This window comes from Tenacibaculum halocynthiae (genome assembly GCF_964512825.1).
Lineage (GTDB): Bacteria > Bacteroidota > Bacteroidia > Flavobacteriales > Flavobacteriaceae > Polaribacter > Polaribacter halocynthiae.
The window spans coordinates 97,120-118,995 of sequence record NZ_CAZELG010000045.1; the positions used below are offsets into that span (position 1 = coordinate 97,120).

Annotated in this window: 20 protein-coding genes and 1 tRNA gene; 14 read left to right on the forward strand and 7 right to left on the reverse strand. The window is 29.5% G+C overall.

Annotated elements, in window-relative coordinates; all coding sequences use genetic code 11:
• The first annotated feature begins 3 nt into the window (after positions 1 to 3).
• From ACKTTQ_RS18775 to ACKTTQ_RS18830, 12 genes are all read left to right on the forward strand, one after another.
• Positions 4 to 312, forward strand: coding sequence for a hypothetical protein (locus ACKTTQ_RS18775; RefSeq protein ID WP_408050103.1), 309 nt, complete (start codon positions 4 to 6; stop codon positions 310 to 312).
• Complete coding sequence (locus ACKTTQ_RS18780; RefSeq protein ID WP_408050104.1) at positions 305 to 931, forward strand: hypothetical protein; 627 nt, start codon at positions 305 to 307, stop codon at positions 929 to 931. The genes ACKTTQ_RS18775 and ACKTTQ_RS18780 overlap by 8 nt, the downstream gene beginning before the upstream one ends.
• A complete protein-coding gene (locus tag ACKTTQ_RS18785) occupies positions 909 to 2,618 on the forward strand; it encodes a hypothetical protein (protein ID WP_408050105.1) in 1,710 nt (569 codons plus the stop codon). The genes ACKTTQ_RS18780 and ACKTTQ_RS18785 overlap by 23 nt, the downstream gene beginning before the upstream one ends.
• 539 nt (positions 2,619 to 3,157) lie before the next feature.
• Positions 3,158 to 3,430 (forward strand): hypothetical protein, encoded by a 273-nt coding sequence (locus tag ACKTTQ_RS18790; RefSeq protein ID WP_408050106.1) that lies wholly within the window; start codon positions 3,158 to 3,160, stop codon positions 3,428 to 3,430.
• The gene (locus tag ACKTTQ_RS18795) at positions 3,427 to 4,794 is read left to right on the forward strand and encodes a hypothetical protein (protein WP_408050107.1); all 1,368 of its coding nucleotides are present in this window, start codon (positions 3,427 to 3,429) and stop codon (positions 4,792 to 4,794) included. Before ACKTTQ_RS18790 ends, ACKTTQ_RS18795 begins: the two co-directional genes overlap by 4 nt.
• 1 nt (position 4,795) lies before the next feature.
• On the forward strand, positions 4,796 to 5,764 hold the full coding sequence (locus tag ACKTTQ_RS18800; protein WP_408050108.1) for a DUF6712 family protein: 969 nt from the start codon (positions 4,796 to 4,798) through the stop codon (positions 5,762 to 5,764).
• Between the two features lie 10 nt (positions 5,765 to 5,774).
• Positions 5,775 to 6,656 carry a hypothetical protein gene (locus ACKTTQ_RS18805; protein WP_408050109.1) on the forward strand — a complete coding sequence of 294 codons (882 nt, stop codon included), beginning with the start codon at positions 5,775 to 5,777 and terminating at the stop codon, positions 6,654 to 6,656.
• Entirely contained in the window at positions 6,643 to 7,101 is a 459-nt protein-coding gene (locus ACKTTQ_RS18810) for a hypothetical protein (protein WP_408050110.1), read from the forward strand. Before ACKTTQ_RS18805 ends, ACKTTQ_RS18810 begins: the two co-directional genes overlap by 14 nt.
• A 97-nt stretch (positions 7,102 to 7,198) precedes the next feature.
• Positions 7,199 to 7,573, forward strand: a complete 375-nt coding sequence (locus ACKTTQ_RS18815; RefSeq protein ID WP_408050111.1) for a hypothetical protein — start codon at positions 7,199 to 7,201, stop codon at positions 7,571 to 7,573.
• Positions 7,573 to 11,343 (forward strand): phage tail tape measure protein, encoded by a 3,771-nt coding sequence (locus ACKTTQ_RS18820; protein ID WP_408050112.1) that lies wholly within the window; start codon positions 7,573 to 7,575, stop codon positions 11,341 to 11,343. The genes ACKTTQ_RS18815 and ACKTTQ_RS18820 overlap by 1 nt, the downstream gene beginning before the upstream one ends.
• On the forward strand, positions 11,340 to 12,392 hold the full coding sequence (locus ACKTTQ_RS18825) for a hypothetical protein (RefSeq protein ID WP_408050113.1): 1,053 nt from the start codon (positions 11,340 to 11,342) through the stop codon (positions 12,390 to 12,392). Before ACKTTQ_RS18820 ends, ACKTTQ_RS18825 begins: the two co-directional genes overlap by 4 nt.
• The gene (locus ACKTTQ_RS18830; protein ID WP_408050114.1) at positions 12,385 to 14,211 is read left to right on the forward strand and encodes a hypothetical protein; all 1,827 of its coding nucleotides are present in this window, start codon (positions 12,385 to 12,387) and stop codon (positions 14,209 to 14,211) included. The genes ACKTTQ_RS18825 and ACKTTQ_RS18830 overlap by 8 nt, the downstream gene beginning before the upstream one ends.
• Here ACKTTQ_RS18830 and ACKTTQ_RS18835 read toward each other — a convergent pair.
• Both ACKTTQ_RS18835 and ACKTTQ_RS18840 read right to left on the reverse strand, forming a co-directional pair.
• The gene (locus ACKTTQ_RS18835; protein ID WP_408050115.1) at positions 14,208 to 15,386 is read right to left on the reverse strand and encodes a tyrosine-type recombinase/integrase; all 1,179 of its coding nucleotides are present in this window, start codon (positions 15,384 to 15,386) and stop codon (positions 14,208 to 14,210) included. The genes ACKTTQ_RS18830 and ACKTTQ_RS18835 overlap by 4 nt on opposite strands.
• Before the next feature lie 120 nt (positions 15,387 to 15,506).
• Positions 15,507 to 15,580, reverse strand: a tRNA-Met gene (locus tag ACKTTQ_RS18840).
• A gap of 106 nt (positions 15,581 to 15,686) precedes the next feature.
• Between ACKTTQ_RS18840 and ACKTTQ_RS18845 the strand changes: the two genes are divergently transcribed.
• A complete protein-coding gene (locus ACKTTQ_RS18845) occupies positions 15,687 to 16,070 on the forward strand; it encodes an START-like domain-containing protein (RefSeq protein WP_093871886.1) in 384 nt (127 codons plus the stop codon).
• Positions 16,071 to 16,168: 98 nt separating this feature from the next.
• Complete coding sequence (locus tag ACKTTQ_RS18850) at positions 16,169 to 17,005, forward strand: aminotransferase class IV (RefSeq protein WP_093871885.1); 837 nt, start codon at positions 16,169 to 16,171, stop codon at positions 17,003 to 17,005.
• On the opposite strand, the gene ACKTTQ_RS18855 is transcribed toward ACKTTQ_RS18850, so the two are convergent.
• The 5 genes from ACKTTQ_RS18855 to ACKTTQ_RS18875 all read right to left on the reverse strand — a co-directional run bounded on the left by ACKTTQ_RS18855 (position 17,002) and on the right by ACKTTQ_RS18875 (position 21,763).
• A complete protein-coding gene (locus ACKTTQ_RS18855; RefSeq protein ID WP_093871884.1) occupies positions 17,002 to 17,559 on the reverse strand; it encodes a YqgE/AlgH family protein in 558 nt (185 codons plus the stop codon). The two genes, ACKTTQ_RS18850 and ACKTTQ_RS18855, sit on opposite strands and share 4 nt — an antisense overlap.
• 72 nt (positions 17,560 to 17,631) lie before the next feature.
• Positions 17,632 to 18,381, reverse strand: coding sequence for a LytR/AlgR family response regulator transcription factor (locus tag ACKTTQ_RS18860; RefSeq protein ID WP_113785469.1), 750 nt, complete (start codon positions 18,379 to 18,381; stop codon positions 17,632 to 17,634).
• Between the two features lies 1 nt (position 18,382).
• Entirely contained in the window at positions 18,383 to 20,380 is a 1,998-nt protein-coding gene (locus ACKTTQ_RS18865; protein ID WP_408050116.1) for a sensor histidine kinase, read from the reverse strand.
• A gap of 75 nt (positions 20,381 to 20,455) precedes the next feature.
• On the reverse strand, positions 20,456 to 21,544 hold the full coding sequence (locus ACKTTQ_RS18870) for a hypothetical protein (RefSeq protein ID WP_408050117.1): 1,089 nt from the start codon (positions 21,542 to 21,544) through the stop codon (positions 20,456 to 20,458).
• A gap of 3 nt (positions 21,545 to 21,547) precedes the next feature.
• Entirely contained in the window at positions 21,548 to 21,763 is a 216-nt protein-coding gene (locus ACKTTQ_RS18875; protein WP_408050118.1) for a hypothetical protein, read from the reverse strand.
• Positions 21,764 to 21,876: the final 113 nt, after the last annotated feature.

The window sequence follows — 21,876 nt, forward strand, 5'->3', positions numbered from 1 at the left end:
GATATGGATGTATCAGTTACTGACATAGAAACAATTGAAGAGTTAGCTTCTCAAAGTTTTACTATTCGTGAAATAGCAATGACCTTAGAATTAAAATACTCATTGTTTAGTACGTTCTGTGAAGATGAGTTTCATCCAGTAGGTAAGGCTTATTTAAAGGGGAGGTTAGAAATAGATAGAGTTAAAAATGAAAACTTATTGTTAAAAGTTGAATCAGGTTCAGAAACTGCTATACAAATACATGATAATAAAGCAAAAGAACAGGCTTTTTTAGATATAAAAAGCGATATGTTCTCAGGTTTCGATGAGTAAAGAATCAGAAATTTTAGAAGGTTTACATTATTCAATTCTAGAGAAGTGGATAGCTACTGGTAAAGTAGATACCCTTCCTGAAGGAATGGAACAATACATGCAGCACCTAACCGCTGTTCTAGGTTGGCATAATAGATCTTTTAATAAAACTCAAATAATTAAGAGGTTACGAGTAACCTTTCATCTTGATTATTACCAAGCCAAGAATAGATATGTTGACGGGCTAAATTACTTCTATTTAGATACTGATATCAAGTATGATGCTTACATGAGTATTTATGCTGATAAGTTAGATAAGATTACTGATTTAATTATTCAATCTGCTACTACTCCAGATGAAGCATTGCAGGCAGTAAAGTCTATAAAAGAAGCTGCTGCACTTCGTGAAAAGATAAAACCTAAAGAAACGGTACCAGAAGAACTTTTTAAACGCCCTAATAAAGTATATACTTTGCAATTAGAAGATTTAGGAGTACATGAATCTGTTGATAGAAATAAGTTAGCTAAACTTATTGATAGTATGGAAACTTTAGAAGAGTCAGAGAAAATTCGTGTAAAGCAGGAAGCGTCATTAGAACCTAGAATATTTAACTACCATGAGCAGAAAGCTGAAGATTGATAAATTATCTGATGATGTTGAGTTACGTTATTCTAATTGGTTTTCTACAATGTGTAACTTTATTTCTCCTCAAAATTTGTGGGTTGTTGCTGGTAGGGCTACTTCTAAAACAGAAGATATCTTAGCAGAAAGAGTTCAAGAACTTTCTTATGAAATGCCAGGGTGTTTTGTAGCGCTTACTTCTGATACATTTATGAATGCAACAAAGAATATTCTACCAGGTTTAATTGAAGGATTAAAACGTAAAGGCTGGAAAGAAGGGTTGCATTTTGTGGTGAATGAAAAGCCTCCTAAGTTTTTTAAGAATCCGTATAAAGTTGTGTTAAGTTGGAGGTATACAATGACAACCTGTACTGGTACCCATTTTAAAATTATTTCTCAAGATCGTCCATCAATCGGAGCAGGTGATTCTTACCAACATAAGATGGGTGATGAGTCTAAATATTTAGTTGAAAAAAAACTAAACAAGTTAACTCCTGCGGTTCGTGGTGGAGATGTAAAGTTTATGCAATCTCATTTATATGGTGGCTCTACCTTTACAACTGATATGCCTAATATTAATCATGGTGAACATGATTGGATTTTACGCATGGAAAAGAACATGGATAAAAAGCAGATCCTTAATATTATTAAAACAGCTTCTGTTGTAAATGAAATTAGAATTGAGTTAATGAATGCTCAAAAAAGTGAAGACAATTTAAAAATTAAACTCTTAGAAAAAAACTTAATTAGATGGCAAAAACGGTTACGATATATTCGTAAAAATAGTACATTCTTTGGAAGGGTTTCCTCATTTGTAAATGCCGATATTTTAAAGGTTTCATACTTTAAAACATTATTACAAGAAATGAATTTTAAAGAATTCATGATTGCAATTTTATCAATTCCAGCTAGGTTGGAAAAAGGTCAGATGTTCTACCCAACAATGACCAAACGAAATTTTTATTCAAAAGGGTTTACCTACAAAAACGGACTAGATAAAGCAGCCGATATTTTAAAATACGAGATTACTTCTCTTGATTTAAAATTTATTCAACATAACGAACCAATTGAAGGAGGGCTAGATACGGGTAATATGTGTTCACTGGTTTTAGGTCAACCAGATGGTGAAGATAAGTATAGGGTATTGAAATTTTTACATACTTTGGCGCCTGATTTTTTACCTGAGCTTGGAGCTAAGTTTAGAGAGTATTTTAAATACCATCAAAATAAGCATTTAGTATTGTATCATGATAGAGCAGCGAATCAATATAAAAGTGTAGGTGAGGACCATGCTTCAAAAATTAAAAAAGCGATTGAATTTGATGAGAATAATTACTCAACAGGTTGGACGGTTTCGTTAATGAGCAGGGAACAAAAAACAATTTACCATCAAGATGAATATGAATTGATGTTACAGTTCTTTGAAGGATCAAATCCAGAACTTCCACAATTATTAATTGACTCAGAAAACTGTAAAGAAATAAAATCAAGTTGTGAGTTGGCTGAAAAATTAGAAAAAGTAAATAAAGATGGAAAGAAAACAATTCACAAAAACAAAACTTCAGAAAAACTATCACTAGATTTATTACCGATGTTTTCAACGAATCCTAGTGATTCACTTAAATACTTATTATGTCGCCCTGAATTTTTAGAAAAAATTGAAGGGCAAGAATATCAAAGTGTTTCTGCTCCAGGAGTGTATTAATTTTTTTATTAAAAAAAAACTCTATTTAAACTAAAATTGTGCGTTTTGCATTTTTTTGCATACTAAATAGTGCGCTAAAAAAACGCTTTAAAGTACTGTGTTTACTGAGGTTTTATGTTTAAGCGCACAAATGCACGATTTTTTTCCTACTTTTTAAGTACGTGTATCTATGCAATGTTTTTTTCAAAAATTAAAAAACTGATTCGATTATGTTTTTGGGTAGACTTTTATTTTTTTAAGGTAGACTTTTGGGGGTTAATTTTAATTGGTTAAGATTAATTTGTTTAAATACAGTGTTTTATCTATTGTGTTTTTGTTTTATGAAGTGTGTTTCGCTTTCCGAATACCGCCACGCTCAGTCCTGTATGTGCATGTGCATCAATTTCGAAATTTTGAGAGATATGATTTCACAATAAAACCAAGGGATACAGAGGTTTTGTCTAATTTTTTAATAAAATCGGTAATAGCTAGAGTTTTTTGTCAAATGGGGAGTGTTTACTGTCCTTTTATATCGCTATCAACAGTGGTACTATTGTTATATGCAAGAACATTATAACAATTACGAAGCCCCAATCACTTCCATGCGTAAGCTGTCAGAGGTTGGAATTCCTTTTTCTTTTAGTCATAGAAAAGAAGATGGTACGGTGTCTCTTATACGTAAAGCTACGTTGAGACCTCAATCTTCATCGAAAATAGATCGTAATGCAAAATATAAGTTGCAATACACGAACCTTGAAACTAAAGAGCTAAGAAGTTGTTATATACCGTTAATGCTGTCATTTAATAATAAACCAATAATCATAGGTAAATGAGTTCGATAACAAGACTAGATGATGGTAACTTCGTTGGATCTGCTCCTGATAGTTCAGTACATTACTTTGAAATAGCAGGAAGAAACGCTAACAACGATACAGCTACTGTAAAAGATACGTTTCATAATTGGGGTGAAAAGGCTATAGATCTTGCTGACTGGAAAATTATTCCGAATGGAACTAATAATGATATTCCTAAACAAATTCAAGAAACTACATTACCTAATTCATTAGCTCCACGTATTCAAAATAGAAAAGTAGAGTTATTGTTAGACCAAGGGCCATATTTATATCAAACAGAGAAAGGGGTAGATACACCTGTGGATGATACTGTGATAATGGAATGGTTAGAGTCTATGGACTACCGAGAACAACTAACCTGTAATGCTGTTGATTATTACTATTCTAGTGCGGTATATACCAAGGTTTTTAGAGAGTTAGGTGCTAGGGTGTCTGCAAATTCAGGTTCGTTTGCTTTACTAGAGAATGTATCCAGTTTTGATGCTCGTAAGGCTTATCGTAAATCTAATTCAAAGAAAATACCAACACATGTAATTGTAGGTGATTGGTACTCTTCAAACACTTCAGATAAGAAAGATTTTTCTGTGTATCCAATATTTGATCCGTTAGATCCTTTAAAATATCCTGTATCGGTTCATATTGCTTCATTTAAGACCTACGGGATGAAAGATTATCCTTTACCAGAGATTTATGGAGCTCTACCCTGGATAAAACGAAACACAACAATTCCTGAAATTTTAAAGTCTTTAACGGATAATTCATTAAATATAAAATGGCACATAACAAGCCCTACAAGTTATTGGGATGCTCAAAGAAAAATACTTCAAGAAAAGGCGAAAAATAATAAGGAAGTTTATGATGAAAAAATGTTAACTGATTTACGCCAAGAAACCTTAAGGAAGTTAACAGATTTACTATCTGGAGTAGAAAATGTCGGAAAGTTTTGGCATAATGAAGAAACCATGAAAATTGTTGGAGCTAGTGCTCATAAAGAAGGATGGGATATTAAGCCAATAGAACAAAAAGTGAAAGATTATGTAAAGGCACAATTAGAAATTGCTTTAGCATCGTCAAAATTTGTAATTGCTAGTTTAGGATTACATTCTGCTCTTGCTAATGTTGGTGCAGATGGAAAGAGTGATCCAGGATCAGAACAAATCTATGCATATAAAATCCATCAATCTACTTCTACACCTTTAGCTGAATACTACGTAACCAAGGCGTTTAATGATGTTATTAAGTTAAAGTTTGGTAAAAGTATAAAAGTCGGTTTTAAACGTGCAAAAATTGATACTGAAGCAGAAACGACTCCAAGTAGGAGATTAAAAAACCAAGAAGCATAGGATGGAAGTATTATTTAACAAATCAAATAACGGGCAAGCAGAAATAACTGATTTATTAGGTTTCTTATCTGATGATTTTGATTATGACAGGTTAGAGACAGATATTGAACTAAATACTCCAGATCTTATTAATTTCATATCAAAAGAGGCATACGTTAAAATAGTTGAATATTATAAAAAGGACTCACCAGTGGATGCTGAGAAATCAAAATTTTCTCGAGTTTTAGAACTTTGCCAATTGTACATTTCGTTAATGGCGTATTATGATTATTCTGCAAACAACGATTTAATGCATACTTCTGCTGGTCGTAAAATGAATAAATCTACAGATGAAACTACTCCATGGGATTGGCAGATTGCTTCAGATAATGCAGCATTAAAAAAGAGAGCTTATAAAGCATTAGATCAATTGATTAATGCTTTGGATCAAAGTAAATTAGATGAATGGTTAGCTAGTGATGCTTATAAGTCTTCCAAAGCCTTATTTGTATATAATGTTACTGTTTTTCATAAACGTTACCCTATAAATAACTCAGCACAGTTATATTTTCGATTAGTTCCATTTATGGATGATTTTGAACTGGATGAAATATATCCACGTATTAATGATGAGTTATTTACACGATTAAAAAATTCTATTGTCCCTTCAAGTGGTTTTACGCCTTTAAGTATACCTGAAAAAAGATTACTAAAATGTATCGAATTGTCTGTGGTGTATTTAACACTAGCAAAGGGGTATAAAGTTTTTCCTATTGAAATGTTTCCAGATAAAATCAATTATCGAGAAAATACAAAAATGAAATCTTCAGCAAGAGCAGAAGTAATGCAATTCTTACAATCAGAAGCAGAAAAGAACTTATTAAAAATTGAATCAATTGTAAAGAAACTTAATGCAGTAAATGATACTTCAAGCTCTACAAAAGAACTATTACCAGGATTAAATGAAAATAATAAATATGTTGATTTATAATTATTAACAGATGCACAGTATACAAATAGGAAATATTACAAAGCAGTATCCTTCTAGCATAGCAGAGATGACTTCGTTACAATTTACTAGGTTTTCAGGTTTGGTTTATAAATATCAAACAAAACAAATTCATTACGATGAGTTTATGGTAAAGCTTGTTTATGTAATGTTGGATATGCAAAGAAGAGTTGATGTAAATAAGCATCCTGAAATAGATCAGATTACTGAGAATATAAATGCTATAGCAAAACTTAATGAAGATTTTTTTACCACTAAAATTGAAAAAGGAAAATCATTCAAGATTATAAAAACTGATTTTGTTAAAAATCTATTACCAAAAATTAAGCTGGGTAAAGAGTTGTATTACGGTCCTTCTGATGCATTAGTAAATACTGAATTTGGTGAGTATGTAACAGCACTGAATGCATATATTGATTTTTCACAATCTGGTGAAGTTTCAGATCTAGATACTCTGGTAGGAACATTATATAGGCCAGAACGAAAAAAAGGGAAGACTTTTAGGTTACAAAACAGGAGAATTGAATTCGATAAAAACTCAGTTTCATATTATGCTGAAAAAGTATCAGTAATTCCATTTGAAGAAAAATATGCTATTTATCTATTCTTTTCAGCATGTCAACACTTTATAGTTACAAGTAAAGAGCTACCAATTAGTGGAGGGATTACGATCAATCTATCTGTTTTATTTAATCAAAATTCGTCAACTACTGAAAAAGGAATAGGGATGGCAGGAGTAATATATTCATTGGCAGAATCAAATGTTTTTGGAGATGCTGAAAAAACTGCAAAGCAAAACACTTATGATGTATTGTTAAGGATGATTCAAACTTATTTACAAGCAAAAAAATTAAAGAGTAATGCTAAAAATTAACGATTTAGAACAGTTCTGTGAAATGTTTAAGGAGCAAACTCCCGAAATAAAAAAAGTATTGCTATTGGTTGATGATGATGATTATACAAAGTTCGTGAAAAGTGAAGTTCATGCAGATAATCAGGCTATATTAATAACGGTATTACCGTCTGTTAATTTAAAATATAATGACAAAGACAATTTTAAGTTCACTAATTTTTTACATTTTTTTATTATACAAAAAGAAGATAAAAAGAACTCGTATGAGAGTTATGTGAATACCTTTAAGTTTACACAAATGCTGATGCTTAAATTTTTTGATTTTGTTTTTGAAAAGAAAGATAATTTTCAAGAGTGTGTTTTTAAGGGCTTCGATTTATCAAAATTGGGAATTGATCCTGTAACAGATAAAGCACGAACCTATGGGTATTCAATGTCAATCCCATTAAATTCAGATTATAAATAAATGATACACATGTTAAAATACGTCAAGTAAAAACTGCCTACTAAGGTGGTTTTTTTATGTCCTTTTATTGCTAGAAAAAGTGCATTACTATTACAGTATGAGTGCATCACAAACATTATCAAGACGTAGTAATAAACGAGTTATTGAACAAAAATTTATTGAACAGGTTCTAAAAGAAGAAGCTCAAAATATAGAGTCTGTTCAGGATGATATTTTTAGTAACCGAAATATATCCAATGTAATTAGAAGTACAAGATCATTTTCTGTTAGTGGTAAGACACTTACTCTAAGGCATCATATTCGTCAACGCTTTGATGATATGAAGAAAGTTCGTTTTCTTAAACAAAAATCGACAGGAGCACATAATAAAGTAATTTGGGGACACTTTAATAACATCATTTTTAAACTAGCCTACGGATTTACTAAAGATGTGAAAAATCAAATAGCCAACCAATATAATATCGAAATCTAATGGCTGGCAAAATACATGACGAGCAGTTAAAAGTTGACATTATTATTAATGGAAACGATGCCCAAAAAAAGTTAGGAAAATTACAAACAGCTAAACGTAATCTAAAGCGTGAAAATGATGATTTGCGGAAAGCAAAAGCTAGGTTGGTTGCTCAAGGTAAAAAAGAAACTAAAGAATTTAAGCGATTAACAAAGCAACTATCACTTAATAATATTGAGATTAAAGAAAATGAGTCTAAACAAAAAGAATTACGAAAAGAATTAGGATTAACAGGTTTAACCACTAGACAATTAAGGTCAGAGCAAAAAAGGTTAAAAGCTGTAATGAGTGGTTTTATTCCAGGAACTGATAAATGGCGAGAATATAATGCAGAGTTACAGAAAGTAGATGCTCGTTTAGCGGAAGTTCGTGCTGAGATGAAAGGTGTTCAGGATGTTATGAATAAAAGCGGTGTTAAGACTGGTTTTTTCTCAAAAGTTAAAGATTCACTTAAATCGATAGGTCCATTAGTTTTATCGGCTTTTTCTATTGGGGCAGTAATAGCTTTTTTTAAAGCAATTACGTCTCAAATAGGTGTTTTAAAAGAATTGAAGAGTACTTTAAGCTGGTTTTCGAATACTCAGGGAGATGAACTTAATAGAGTTACAGCAAGAGTTGAAGCACTTTCTAAAGCTTTTAAGAAGGATACTTCTAAAATGTCAGAATCAGCGAATAATTTATCAAAACAAATGAATATTAGTTTTGATAAAGCTTTAGATGTAATAGAAAAAGGATTGTATGATGGGGCTGATGCTCACGGTGAACTTTTAGATAAAGTAAGAGAATATCCACCATTACTAAAAGAAGTTGGATTGTCTGCTGATGAGTCTATTGCTTTAATGACTCAAGAGATTAAACAAGGTATATATTCAGATAAAGGTGTTGATGCTATTAAAGAGGCAAATATTCGGTTACGTGAAATGCCTAAATCGACAGTAGGAGCTCTAAATGCCTTGGGACTTAGCTCAAAAAAAATACAGAAAGAAATTACTGATGGAAGTAAAACAACATTTGATGTAATTCAATTAGTGTCAAAACGTATGGCTTCATTACCTCCACAAAGTAAATTGGTAGGGCAGGCAATTGCTGATGTGTTTGGAGGACCAGGAGAAGATGCAGGATATAAGTATTTGGCAAATCTTCATAAAATTGATTTATCAATGAAATCAATGGTAAGTCATTCTGATGATTGGTCTAGAGCTAAAAGGGTGGAAGTACAGGCAAACGAAGCATTAAATAATGTACTGGTTAAACTTACAGGAACTGGAAGTACTTTGTCACTTATTTATAATTCTTTTAAACTTGGTATGTCTGAGTTATTGGGAACAATAACAGGGCTTAGAGATACTGCTCACGAAGCAAGTATTGCTTTTGATTCACAAGCTGATGCTGTAATAAAATTAGACAAAAATTTACTGCCTCTGATTGAAGAATATGATAATTTAAAAAAAGAAGCATCTTTAACAACGACTGAACAGGATAGGTTAAAACAGGTGATTTCAAAAATTGGAAGCATAGTTCCAACTGCAATTACAGCATTTGATGATTATGGGAATGCTTTAGATATCTCGTCAACTAAAGCAAAAGAATTTATTACTACACAAAAAACACTTTTACGTTATAAAAATGCTAAAGTAATCAAAGAACAAACTGAAGAACTTAGGAAGTTAAATAAAGAACATGAAAACAATAAATCAATTTTAAGTAATAGGAATTCAGAAGGTGACATCGTAAAAAAAACGCAGGCTTTTACTAGGGGAGGGAATATTATTTTAGGGGAAAAAGATGTTAGCCCCGAAATAATAGCAAAACTTCAAGCAAGGCAAGCTGAAATACAAGAGTTAAAAAAAGAGCATCAAATAATATTAGATGCACATAATGGTGATTATTTAGAAAAGGCAATTAAAAAGCAAAATGAAGAAACAAAACAGACTGATGATCAGATAGCAGCTAGAAAAATACTAGAAGAAACTGCTGCAAAATATAGAATTAAAAACATAAAGAACTTATCTGATAAGCAACTACAGTTAGAAATCCAATCAGCAATAGCAAGAGCTAATAAACTATCAGGGATTAATGTTAAAAAAAGAAAAGAGGAGCAAAAAGCAAATCAAAAACGATTAGAATTACTAAAAAAATTCCGTGAAGAGTTACTTTTTAGTGCAATGTCTCATGTAGAGAAGGAAAAACAACATCATAAAAATAGATTAAAGCAGGCGGGAGTTTTTGGCAAGTCTTTAGCTGATTTAACTAAAAAAGAAATTCAAGTAAAAGAGCTACTAGAAAAACAGCATCAAGCTAAGATTGCAAAAATTGAACTTAATGCTTTTAATGATTTTTTAGCTAAGAAAAAGAAAGGTTATGCTGATCAGAAGCTAAAACGTGAAATAGAATTCAATGAAAGGCTATTTAGTATTAATTCATTTGAAGAAGCTAAAAGTTTACTTAGAGATAAGTTAAGTGAAGAAGAATTTAATAAACTAAGTTCATTAGAAGATGCAAAAAAAGTATTAAAACGTAAACATGAAGCGGAAGAGCTAAATAAACAATCTGAATATTTAAACTCATTAGTAAAGTTATATAAAACAGCTTTATCTACTGGTGATGTTGAAGGTATTAATTTAGTTGATGGTATTTTAACTGAAGAGCAAAAAGAGGCTGTAAATGCTAAATTAGAAGAGGTTAGAAAAAAAATATCCGAATTAAATTTAGCTAAAAAGAAGTTAACTAATCCGAAGGAGGATTCCGAATTAAAATCTTTAGATGATGTTGATATTTTTGGATCTTCTCCAGAACAATGGGACACAGTTTTTGGAAACTTAGATACTACAGCTGAAAAAATTGAAGCGTTAAGTACTGTCTTAAAAGGATTACAGCAGGCTTGGGGTATGTATAATCAATTTGTTACTGCTTCAGAACAAAAACAACTTCAGAAATTAGAACGATCTAATAACGATAAAAAGAAATCATTACAAAAGCAGCTTGACGATGGCCTTATAAGTCAAGAGCAATACAATAATGAAATTGAAAAACTTGATAATAGTTTAGCTAAAAAGAAAGCGGAGATAGAATATAAACAAGCAAAACGTGAACAAACTGCTGCGTTGTTTAATATTGTAGCAAATACTGCTTTGGGAATAATGAAAGCTGTTTCTTCTTTTCCTCTTACTGGAGGTATGCCATGGACGGCAATAATAGCAAGTGTGGGTGCACTTCAGGCAGGCTTAGTTTTATCTTCTCCTTTACCTTCTCCAGGTTTTGAAGATGGATTATATCCGGTAACAAGAAATGATGGTAAAAAGTTTAATGCAAAACTAGGTAGAACTCATACAGGATTGGTTACACAACCAACATTAATGGATGGTTCATATTTAGCAGGAGAAAGGAGTACTGAAAGAAACCCTGAAATGATAATAGATGATGTTACTTTTTCTAAGTTAGACCCAAGAATACCTGAGTATATTATGGCGGTACATAATGGTACAGTTTCAGGTTTTGAAAAAGGAAAATATGAAACTTCATTTTCTAATGATGTTGTTGGTTTTGAAGCTGAAAATCAGGATGCTACTGAAGAATTACGTAGTAACTCCGTTGTAATTGATTTACTTTCACGAATTGCAATTGCTACAGAAAAAGGAAATGTATTAGTTATTGGCTATGAAGAAGCCCGTAAAATAAATGATCTTCAAAATGAATTAGTTGCAAGTAAGCAAAATGGTAATTTAGTATGATACAAATAGTAAAACAACCAAAAGAAGGAGCTTTTTTTTTATCAGAAAATCAATTAGAAGTAGAGTTAAAAAGTAATTTAGGATCAGGGTATTATTTTAAAGTATTTATTACTGTTAATAATAAGTTATTTGATATTCAAGGCTGGAGTAAATACAATGATACTGACTGTAAAATTGATTTGAAAGGAATGTTTAGTCATTTGTTTTTAAATAAGTTTCCAAAACTTACGGGTGATACTTTTACTGAATGTGATCATCTTAAAAAAGAAGTTTTTATAGTTATAAAAGAATATAAAAGGGAAGATGATGTTTTAGTAAACTCTGTAGATTTAAACTCTTTTTTTATTTTAAAATCTGAAACCCTTATTTTTTTTGATGATAGAATTAATCTTCAAAAAATGTCAATTCTTCCGAGAGTTCTTCGTTTGTCTAAAACAAAGGTAGTGAGATTACCTATTTGGATAAATTCAGGAAGTATTGTTATGAAAGTGGTAACAGGTACAAATGAAATTAGAAATAAAGTGATTCATAATCTAGCAAAAAATATACATGAGATTACCATTGACTTGACAAATGATATAATAATAAACAATGAAGTAAATGTTTTTATTGAAGATGTTAATGGGAATTCATTTTCACAACAATTTAATTTAAATGCTGAACATCTTTATAATTCAACTCTAGTGTTATTTAGAAATAATTTTGGAGCTTATGAATCCATAGAGCTATTTGGATCTTTGAAAGAGTCAAATTCATATAAGCGAAAAACTTACAGTTTAACAAATAACAAATTGTTTTTAGCAAAGACTAACGTAGACGAAATATTAAAGATAAATACAGGTTTTATGCTTCCTTCTGAATTATCTATTTTAAAGGCTATTAATGAATCAATTGAACTTTATGTGTATCACAAAAATGAGTTTTACCCTGCAGTTCCAGTAAGTAAGAAATCAAAAGGAATTAACTATGAAAAAGACTATCAAGACGATTATGTAGAGCTTAAACTAAATGGGGAATTATTAAAAGATACTAGTTTTAAATATGATTAAAATAGTTAGAAATAATATTGAATTACAAATAGTAACTGATACATTAACTATCACAACACAAAACACTGCTTTTTCTGATAGTTTTTCTTTAGATTATTCACAAAACCCATTTTTAATTGTTGAAAATGAAAAAACAATTAATGCATTAGGGAGTAGACATATTTTAAGTTTAACTAAACAAAAGGAGTATGAGGTTACTGTTTTTAAAGATGAAAAAGTATATTTTGGAAAATTGAAAGTTCGTAGCTATATAACTGGAGCCCGAAAATGTGATTTAGTGTTTGGATCTGAATTAATAAAGATTTTAGATAAACCAATTTCTGATTTTATGCCAACAATATATTTATCAGAAGAAATTCCATATACAAGTAAGACTGTTGTTAAAATAGATCAACAGCCTATAATAGATAAGCTTCTACTTCATCAAGTAAAGAAATACCCTGAAGTAGATTTCCAATTTCCAGAGATTAATGCTTCAGATTTATATGAAAAAAAATATGAATGGATAAACTATCAAGAGTATATAAATAAAAGAAATATTGATTTTAGGTTAGTTGAAAATGATTATAGTTATACAAATAATAAACTTGAAGTGTTTAATAAAAATGTAATTGTTACCTCGGTGTATCTTAGGTCAATTTTCGATTATTTCTTAAATGATGTTCAATATAAACTTATAGGAAATGTAGAAGAAAGTCTTTTTTTTAAAGAGTTAATGTTGCTCTCTAAAAATACTAATATGACTAAATACGAAGTTTATACTTTTAAATCAAGTATTAGAATAGATGAGTATAATCCAACTGATTTTGCAGTAGCACAATCAATTCAAAAGAGAATAAAGTTTTCAGAGATAGAAGCTGGGCAAATTAAAATTACTATAAATTTTAATAACTATCCAGAGCCTTCTAGTCTTAATGATTATTTAACAATTTATGCAGGGGCTAAGTATTTGGCTTTTTATTCGTACACAAATAATGGAGGCTCATTTAATTCAGTGTTTCTATATGATATTCAGCCTGAGGATATAGATAAAGATTTAATATTTACCTATTACCATGAAGATAGGTTATTACCTGAAAGTTATAATATCCTTGTTGATAAAGTGTCTGATAACCAGGTTTTAAATTTAATACACCCTACTATAGATTTATCTCGTCATGTTCCTGAACTTACAGTGTCAGGTATGTTGACAAATTGTAAAAATTTATTTAATTTAAAAATAGATATTGATGATAGTTTAAAAGTTGTGTCTTTAGATTTTATAGATGAGTACTTAAATTCAATTGATATAGTAGATTTATCTAGTTTTAATCTTGAAGTTAAAAGTTACGAGAATAACCAAAGTGATGTTTTTAAAATTTCATATGCTAATGAAGATTTTATAAGAATTGATAAGAATGGAATAACTAAAGACCCTGTATTAGAAAAAGATGCCGTTATAATAGAGAATGAATTTTTACCATTACCTTTTAATGAAACTCATCAAGTATTAAAAAAGAATGATTTAGAAAAAGGAATTGTTCTCCTTTTAAATAACTCAGGTAAATCAAATACAGTTAAAGAGATTGATAACCAAACGTTAGATTTAATTGGTGAAAAAGGAATAGGGAATAAACGATGGAAAGATTGGGTTCGTTTTCGTCAATTTGCTTCTTCAATAAAACTTGTAGGTGAATTACCAAAATATATAATTTCTCAAATTGAGAAAAAAAAGAAAATTTACTTTGATAATATTGTTTTCTTGGTAAAAGAAATTACTACTCAAGAAAAGAAAGGTTACATTGAGACTACAATAAAAATTGAAAGTAAGACATATTAAAAATCAAGTTTTGCAGATTGAATATTTCCAACTGCTTTCATTATTTTTTTTGGTATATATGCTTCCGTTTGTACAATACTATGATGTCTTGCTTGGTTTTTTACATCTATAGTAGGAAGACCTAGTTGTAGGTAATTAGTTATTCCAGTGTCTTTTAATGAATACCATTGGTATTTTGAATCAAACTTCATAAGCTTTCTAAATCTTACCCATGTATCAGATATTTTTTTTGGTTTTAATTGGATAGGACCAGGAGCAAAATTATTTTCTGAGAAAAAATAATCTTCGTTGTTAGCTTTACGTAAATGAATAACCAGGTATTTTAATAGTTCTGTAGGTATTGTTACAATTTGACTCTTACCATTTTTAGAAACCTCAGAGGGAATTGAAATAATACCATTTTTTAAAAACACATCTTTAACTTTCAATTTGGTGATTTCTGTTCGTCTAGTTAAGCAGTAAAAAGCTGTGTAGCATAATATAAAATAATTAAAATTTTCTTTTTTTAGTTCTTTAAAAATTGAATTCCTTATTTCAAGAGGAATGATAGTTCTTTTCTTTTCACCAGTTTTTAACTTTGTTATATTTTGGGATATATCTACAGCTAAATATTTTCTTTTAATTAGCCAACGAGTAAATGTTCTTAAAAAAGTAAGGTAATTATTATGTGTAGTTGCTGAATTGTCTCTTTCAAAAAAGATATCATCTAGAAAATCCCTATAAATTTCCTCTGTTAAATCATTTATGAATATTTCACTTTTGTCAATACTATTCAAGAATATTTTAAAATTATTAATATAGCTTCTATATGATCTTAAAGTATCTTTTCTAATGACCTCTTTTTTGTATTGTTGTTGAGTTTGATTAAGAAATATTTCAAAAACATCAAATATTCTACTAAAAGCTTTTACATTTTTTTCATTTAAAAACGGAGTCCATCCTTGAGTCAGTTTAGAATTAATATTGTTTATAATTCTTTTAGCTAGTTTTCTTCTCTCTGTTTTGTTATCCATAGGTTTTACTCTATGTCTTTTTCTCTTTAATTTTTTTTCTGGATTGGTTTCAAATGGGTCAATTGCGTAGTAAATTATCTCCCATCTTCTGTTTTCACGCAGTTCTGCAGGTATATAATCGACGAATAGGAGGGCTTTAGGTGATTTTTGTGTAGTGGACATTTTTTTTTTACAGTCGATTTAATCGGTTGTAAGTTAAACATCTAATGGCGCGCTTTTGACGCGCTATTTTTATAAAAAACGATAAACCCCCTTAAAATAAAGGGGGTTTATAATAAACTGTAGCGAAGAGCAGATTTGAACTGCCGACCTCAGGGTTATGAATCCTGCGCTCTAACCAACTGAGCTACCTCGCCTGATTGCGGGTGCAAAGATAGGAGTTTTTTTCTTTCACACAACAAAAAAAAACAATTTTTTTTAAAAGAAATATTTGTATATATTGGCGGACAAACAAAAAAATAAATGAGTAAAGTTAAATTTGAATTAGAGTTTCCAATTCATGCTTCACCAAGCATGTTATATCAATATTTAGCAACACCAGCAGGATTAGAAGAATGGTTTGCTGATAGAGTGAATTCTAGAGGTAAATTAATTACCTTCATTTGGGATGACTCTGAGGAAGAGGCTAAAATAATGGCCAGTAAAACTGACGAACGTATAAAATTTAAGTGGACAGAAAGTGAAGGTGATGAAAGTTATTTTGAGTTTAAAATACAAGTCGATCCTATTACTAAAGATGTAGCCGTGCTTGTTACTGATTTTGCCGACGATGAAGACGATGCGGAAGAGGCCAAAATGTTGTGGACAAACCAAATTGAAGAATTAAAACACACTATTGGAGCTTAATAGAAAAAAGCATTAAAAAAACTCGACAATTTGTCGAGTTTTTTTATGCATAAAACTTACTTAAATTAGTAAGTTTGCATTTGTAAAAAATAAGTATAATGGTAAACTTTAACGGAACAATTATATCACCTAAAGAATTGCAAATATCTCACGAAAACAGAGCGTTTAAATATGGAGATGGGGTTTTTGAAACGATAAAGGTTGAAAATAATAGAGTTATTTTTTTTGAAGATCACTATTTTAGGCTAATGGCTTCAATGAGAATGTTACGTATGAAAATTCCTATGGAGTTTACTCTTGAGTTTTTACAAGATGAAATATTAAAAACGGTAAAGGAAAATATAACTCAAAATACTAGTAGTAGAGTAAAGTTAACTGTTTTTAGAAAAGATGGAGGTTTGTATACTCCAAAAACTAATGAAATTGATTATTTAATAGATGTTAAGCCAATTAGTTTAGAAGAAAAGGATAGCTATACCATTGATTTATATAAAGATTTTTACAACTATTCGGGATTACTATCTACGGTAAAAACAACCAATAGAATGGTAAATACCTTGGCTTCAATTTTTGCAAAAGAAAATGATTTCGACAATTGTATTTTATTAAATGAGCGTAAAGGAGTTGTTGAGGTTACCAATGGAAATATATTTATAGTTAAAGGGAACACTATCAAAACACCCGCTTTAACTGAAGGTTGTATAAAAGGAGTAATTAGAAAAAAAATAATAGAGATCGTTACTAAACATCCTGATTTTACCATAGAAGAAACTACTATTTCTCCATTTGAAATTCAAAAAGCAGACGAAGTTTTTATAACAAATGCCATTGTTGGTATAACATCAGTTACGAACTACCGTAAAAAAACATTTGATAATTCAATTGCGCAAAAACTAAAAAATAGTTTAAAGGTTACTAGTTTAACAATGAGTTAATTTAACTGTACATCACTAGGTGCATTTGCCCATATTTTATATTCACCTCCTTTTTTTAGAAGCTGATCTTTCCAAAAGGTTTTGTTGTTAATTGCTAATATGTTAGGATATTTATTTTTAGAAATAAACCAAGAATTCGTGTTTAATTCATCATCTAATTGAGTAGGTTCCCATCCAGAATATCCTAAGAAAAAACGAATGTCACTAGGCTTTACTTTATGGTTATTAAGGTGTTCTTTTAAGTAATTAAAGTTACCTCCCCAATATATACCATCAGTTACTTCTACGCTATTAGGTAACAATTCAGGAATCTTATGAATAAAATATAAGTTATCCTGTTCAACAGGGCCACCTTGGTATACGGTGAAATCACAATTAATATCTGGAACTAAATCACTAAGAGTATAATGTAAAGGTCTGTTTAAAATAAAACCAACAGAACTCGTCTCTGAATGCTCAGTGAGTAATACAATAGCTCTTTTAAAAGAATTGTCATTTAAAATAGAAGGTTCAGCTATTAATAATCTTCCTTTTTGAGGTTTTAATACATCCATAGACTTGTATTTGGAATACCAATATAAGTAAAAATTAATAAAATTTTAACATAATTAATAAAATAAGTTAACTTATAGCTTTTGAAGTGCTTCAATAACTTCTGTTCGTTTACGAACTGATACAGGTACTGTTTTATTATTTTGTAACACAATGTATCCTCCGTCAGATTTTATAAATTCTTTTACGTACTGTAAATTAATAAGATGGCTTTGGTGAACTCTTATAAAACCATATTCTTTAAGAATGTCTGAAAAATATTTTAATGTTTTTCCTACCAATATTTTTTGATGATCAGCCATATAAAATTCTGTATAATTATTATCTGACTTACAATGCATAATATCATCTAAATTAACCACTATAATTTTATCTGATGAATGTAGAGAGATTTTTTTAGGTCGTTGGTTAGGGTGTGATATTGATTCTTGTAAAACTGTTAATTGTTCTTTATTTGGAATAATTTGAAGTTTTGCTTTTTCAATTGCATTGGTTAAATCATCAGTTGAATAAGGTTTTAAAACATAATCAATAGCAGCAAACTTAAAGGCTTTTATAGCATATTCATCACTAGCAGTAACAAAAATTACTTTTGAGGTTAAATTTGGGTGAATTTCTAGGATATCAAAACCAGTACCATCTCCCAACATAATATCTAAAAATAAAATATCGGGCTGTTTTTTTCTGAGTAATTTAGAAGCTTCAACTACACTTTTTGCTGTTCCTATAATTTCTATTTCTGGATGTTTCAATTCTAAATCATTTTGCAACATCTCTAGAGCAGAAGATATATCATCAATAAGAATAGCAGTGAGTTTATTCATTTTAAAAATCAGTTTTTAAAGGTATTTTAAACCAAACTTTTGTTCCTTTTACAGTATCGTTTTCTATTATTTCATCAATTTTTATAGAAATATTAGAAGTCAAGTTCTTAATACGTTCTTTAGTAACTTTAATGGCTAAAGAAGCATGGTCATTTGTTTTTTTATTCTTTTTTGATTGATGAACGCCTATACCGTTATCAATAATTTCACAATGTAAGTAATTTTTAATATCATAAAACTTAATTGTTATTTTTCCTTCGCTAATATTTTTTATACCATGTTTAATGCTGTTTTCAATAAAAGGTTGAATAAGCATAGGTGGTATTAGAACTTCTTCAGCATCAAATGAAAGTTTCGTTTCTATACCATAAGTAAAGGTACTACTGCTCATTTGTTGTTCTAATGAAATGTAGTTTTTTAAAGTAGCTATTTCTTCTGATAAATTAACTTCTTCTTTTCTTGAGGTATTTAGTATAGAACGTAATAGATTTGAGAATTTACTAATTGTAGTATTTAAATCGTCAAGCTTTCCTGAATTACCCAAAGCTTTTATTCCGTTAAGCACATTAAAAATAAAATGAGGATTCATTTGAAGTTGTAAAGCCTTTTGCTCAAGAGAAAGTAGGTGATTTTCTATTTCTAGTTTCATGATTTTCTCTTTGTTTATCCTTCTTATTTTTTTGATGTATTTATAGGTAATATAAGAACTTAGTAGTAGTAGTAATGAAATAGCTAGCCATTGAAACCAATTTTTTTTATAAAAAGGTTTGTCTATATAAAACTGAAAATGAATAGGTTTACTTTCTTGTTTATTTGCTGTCTTTGATTGAACAGAGAAGGTATAATTACCTGCTTTTAAATTAGCAAGGTTTACAGAGTTATTGTTGGACCAAGGACTAAAATCACCATTTAATTTATAACGATAATAAACTTTTTTAGGATTGTTTATATCAATTGATTTATAAGTAAAAGCTAAATGGTTTTTTCCAGGAGGTATTTGTAAAATTCCTTTATAACTGTTAAAGTTAATACTATCAATAGTTTTATATACTACTTCAATATCTTCGAAAGAAATTAAAGGAATAGGGTTTTCTTCTTGAAGTTTGTTTTCTTGTTTATAAACTCCTTTGTTACTGGTTCCAATCCAAATATTACGTTGGTTGTCTTGAAAAATAGTAGAAATAGCATTGGTTTCAAGAGTGTTGTATTTGTTTATTTTTCTGATAAAAGAGAAGTCTAAATCTAAAACTTCTATACCATTACTATTTGAGTATATCCAAAATTGATTACTAATCTTTTTAACTCCTTTTATGTTTTTTGTAGTTGAATGTATTGTTTTAATAGTGTCGTTTATAATTACTTTTAAACCGCTATTAAATGTACTAGCAATTATTTGTTTATTATGAATAATAAGAGCTGTGTAATTAGCTAAATCTATTCTTTTAAGAAGCTTAGGGTTTAATAAATCGTCAATTTTCCATAAAGCTTTTTGAGTGGCTACCCAATAAAACTCTCCATCGAATTGAATATCATTAATTGGGGTTAAATCTATTTGAAAATTAGTACGTAGAGGAGATAAGAAATCGTCTCGTAAACGATAAATACCCTTTTTAGTACCTAAAAAAACTTGATCTTTAATTTTTGAAATACAGTTAATTTTTTTGCTTTCAAAAATTTGAAATTTAGTATGTTTTTTAATAAAAAAGTTATTTGACGAACCTATTAAAAGGCTATCCTTATTAGGAGCTAGTTTAGTTATGTAATTAGTTTCTAAACCTTCTTTTCTTGAAAAAGTAATGTAGTTATTTCCGTCAAATTGTGTAATCCCTTTATTGGAAGCAAACCAGATGTAGCCAAGATTATCTTGTACTATATCGGTAATAGTATTACTAGGTAAGCCATCTTTAATGGTATAGTTTTTAAAAGTATTGTTTTGAGCAATTAATGATGTAGCTTTTAATAAAAAGAAAAAATAAATAATGTATTTTAAAAACTTCATATAACAAACTTACTTAAATTAACCGTTACTATTAAAAATAATATTCTCTTTCTAATAGTAACGGTTGTTAAACTTCTACTTCATAGCATACAAACGTTTGTTTGTAGTATCTGGTTTTACATGCTCTAAATCACCATAAGGTTTTGTGATAGGTTTTAAAACACATAGTACGGTAGACATTCCTTTTAAAGTAAGTTTACTATTCTTTACTTTCCAAGTCCATCTAAATTTCTCAACAGGAATGTTTAATTCACGTACTTTATTGGCTAAATCTTCATCATTAGCAATCCAATCCATTACCTCTTCTTCCATAGTAAATGATGGGATATCATTATCAGAATTATGATAATCCAATTCAAGTTTTATAGGAACATTGTATTGTAAGGTATATGGTTCTCCTACGTAGCGTTCTTTTTCATTAGTTAATGCGGCAAACCATTCTACTTCTTTTTCATTTGGATATTTTCTAGCAATTTCTTTAGATAAATCTACTTTACCTGGTGAATTAGCTGTAGGGTAAAAAACATAAAAAGGTTCTGCTAAATAATGGTTTGTAAATTCTCCGCCAAAAATATTATAGTAAGGTGAAGCTATTATTTGTGGCGTTTTATCAGTGATAAAAGTACTTTTTAAGTTGTTTATTAATGCAGTATTTTTTGCCAACTGGTTTGCATGAAATATAATTTTAGTGTCATTTGTAATTACATTTTTCAATGTTGGTATATTTCCTTCATTAATGGATTCTTGCAATGATTCAGAAGTGATTTTTTTACCATTTACTACCGTCTCTAAATTCATTCCTAACCACGGATTTGTTTTATTTACAATATGTACTTCTCCGTATGGGTTTGAAGTTGCGTTTGTATTTAACCATTCAATAATTTCTTCTAAAGAATATGCGTCTTCTATAATTTGGAAATTTTTATCTTTAAAAAATGTTCTTGCACCCGTATAAAAATTATCATCTTTTTTATCGTATCCTGTAATAAATACGATAGGACTTCTGTGAACTACTTTTTCTTCTTTTTTTATAATATTTGTAGCAGTCTTTTCTTCTTTTTTGGTTGCGTTCTCTGCTTTTTTTGCATTGTTACAACTTGTAAATTGTCCAATTAACATTAACAATGCTAGTGTCATTCCTATAGTTCTGATTACTTTTTTCATAATTTATTGTTTTAAGATTATTATTAAATTTTTTGATGATGAAATATTACTCGGTAATTGATTTAAAATTTTCCGTAGGTTTCTATCGGATAACCAATTTCCATTCTCTTCTTTTTCTGTTTTTGTAATTTTCCCATCTCTGCCAATATGTATTTTTAATTGATGATATTTTTGTAAATACATATTTAATATTGCTGAATAACTATTTTCTAACCACATAACTTATTTGTTTTATATTTCAAATGTAGTTAGGGAATAGAGGTAAATATTGAGCTAATTAGAATTCGTTGGGATTAAATTAGAATTCGTAGTAAAGAGAAAAACCCTCTTTG

Coding starts and splice junctions, on each gene's coding strand:
- ACKTTQ_RS18810 (WP_408050110.1), top strand. CDS start 6,643: ATGCTAAAAATTAACGATTTAGAACAGTTCTGTGAAATGTTTAAGGAG.
- ACKTTQ_RS18775 (WP_408050103.1), top strand. CDS start 4: ATGGATGTATCAGTTACTGACATAGAAACAATTGAAGAGTTAGCTTCT.
- ACKTTQ_RS18860 (WP_113785469.1), bottom strand. CDS start 18,381: ATGAATAAACTCACTGCTATTCTTATTGATGATATATCTTCTGCTCTA.
- ACKTTQ_RS18865 (WP_408050116.1), bottom strand. CDS start 20,380: ATGAAGTTTTTAAAATACATTATTTATTTTTTCTTTTTATTAAAAGCT.
- ACKTTQ_RS18855 (WP_093871884.1), bottom strand. CDS start 17,559: ATGGATGTATTAAAACCTCAAAAAGGAAGATTATTAATAGCTGAACCT.
- ACKTTQ_RS18820 (WP_408050112.1), top strand. CDS start 7,573: ATGGCTGGCAAAATACATGACGAGCAGTTAAAAGTTGACATTATTATT.
- ACKTTQ_RS18845 (WP_093871886.1), top strand. CDS start 15,687: ATGAGTAAAGTTAAATTTGAATTAGAGTTTCCAATTCATGCTTCACCA.
- ACKTTQ_RS18795 (WP_408050107.1), top strand. CDS start 3,427: ATGAGTTCGATAACAAGACTAGATGATGGTAACTTCGTTGGATCTGCT.
- ACKTTQ_RS18875 (WP_408050118.1), bottom strand. CDS start 21,763: ATGTGGTTAGAAAATAGTTATTCAGCAATATTAAATATGTATTTACAA.
- ACKTTQ_RS18790 (WP_408050106.1), top strand. CDS start 3,158: ATGCAAGAACATTATAACAATTACGAAGCCCCAATCACTTCCATGCGT.
- ACKTTQ_RS18785 (WP_408050105.1), top strand. CDS start 909: ATGAGCAGAAAGCTGAAGATTGATAAATTATCTGATGATGTTGAGTTA.
- ACKTTQ_RS18870 (WP_408050117.1), bottom strand. CDS start 21,544: ATGAAAAAAGTAATCAGAACTATAGGAATGACACTAGCATTGTTAATG.
- ACKTTQ_RS18830 (WP_408050114.1), top strand. CDS start 12,385: ATGATTAAAATAGTTAGAAATAATATTGAATTACAAATAGTAACTGAT.
- ACKTTQ_RS18850 (WP_093871885.1), top strand. CDS start 16,169: ATGGTAAACTTTAACGGAACAATTATATCACCTAAAGAATTGCAAATA.
- ACKTTQ_RS18835 (WP_408050115.1), bottom strand. CDS start 15,386: ATGTCCACTACACAAAAATCACCTAAAGCCCTCCTATTCGTCGATTAT.
- ACKTTQ_RS18825 (WP_408050113.1), top strand. CDS start 11,340: ATGATACAAATAGTAAAACAACCAAAAGAAGGAGCTTTTTTTTTATCA.
- ACKTTQ_RS18800 (WP_408050108.1), top strand. CDS start 4,796: ATGGAAGTATTATTTAACAAATCAAATAACGGGCAAGCAGAAATAACT.
- ACKTTQ_RS18815 (WP_408050111.1), top strand. CDS start 7,199: ATGAGTGCATCACAAACATTATCAAGACGTAGTAATAAACGAGTTATT.
- ACKTTQ_RS18780 (WP_408050104.1), top strand. CDS start 305: ATGAGTAAAGAATCAGAAATTTTAGAAGGTTTACATTATTCAATTCTA.
- ACKTTQ_RS18805 (WP_408050109.1), top strand. CDS start 5,775: ATGCACAGTATACAAATAGGAAATATTACAAAGCAGTATCCTTCTAGC.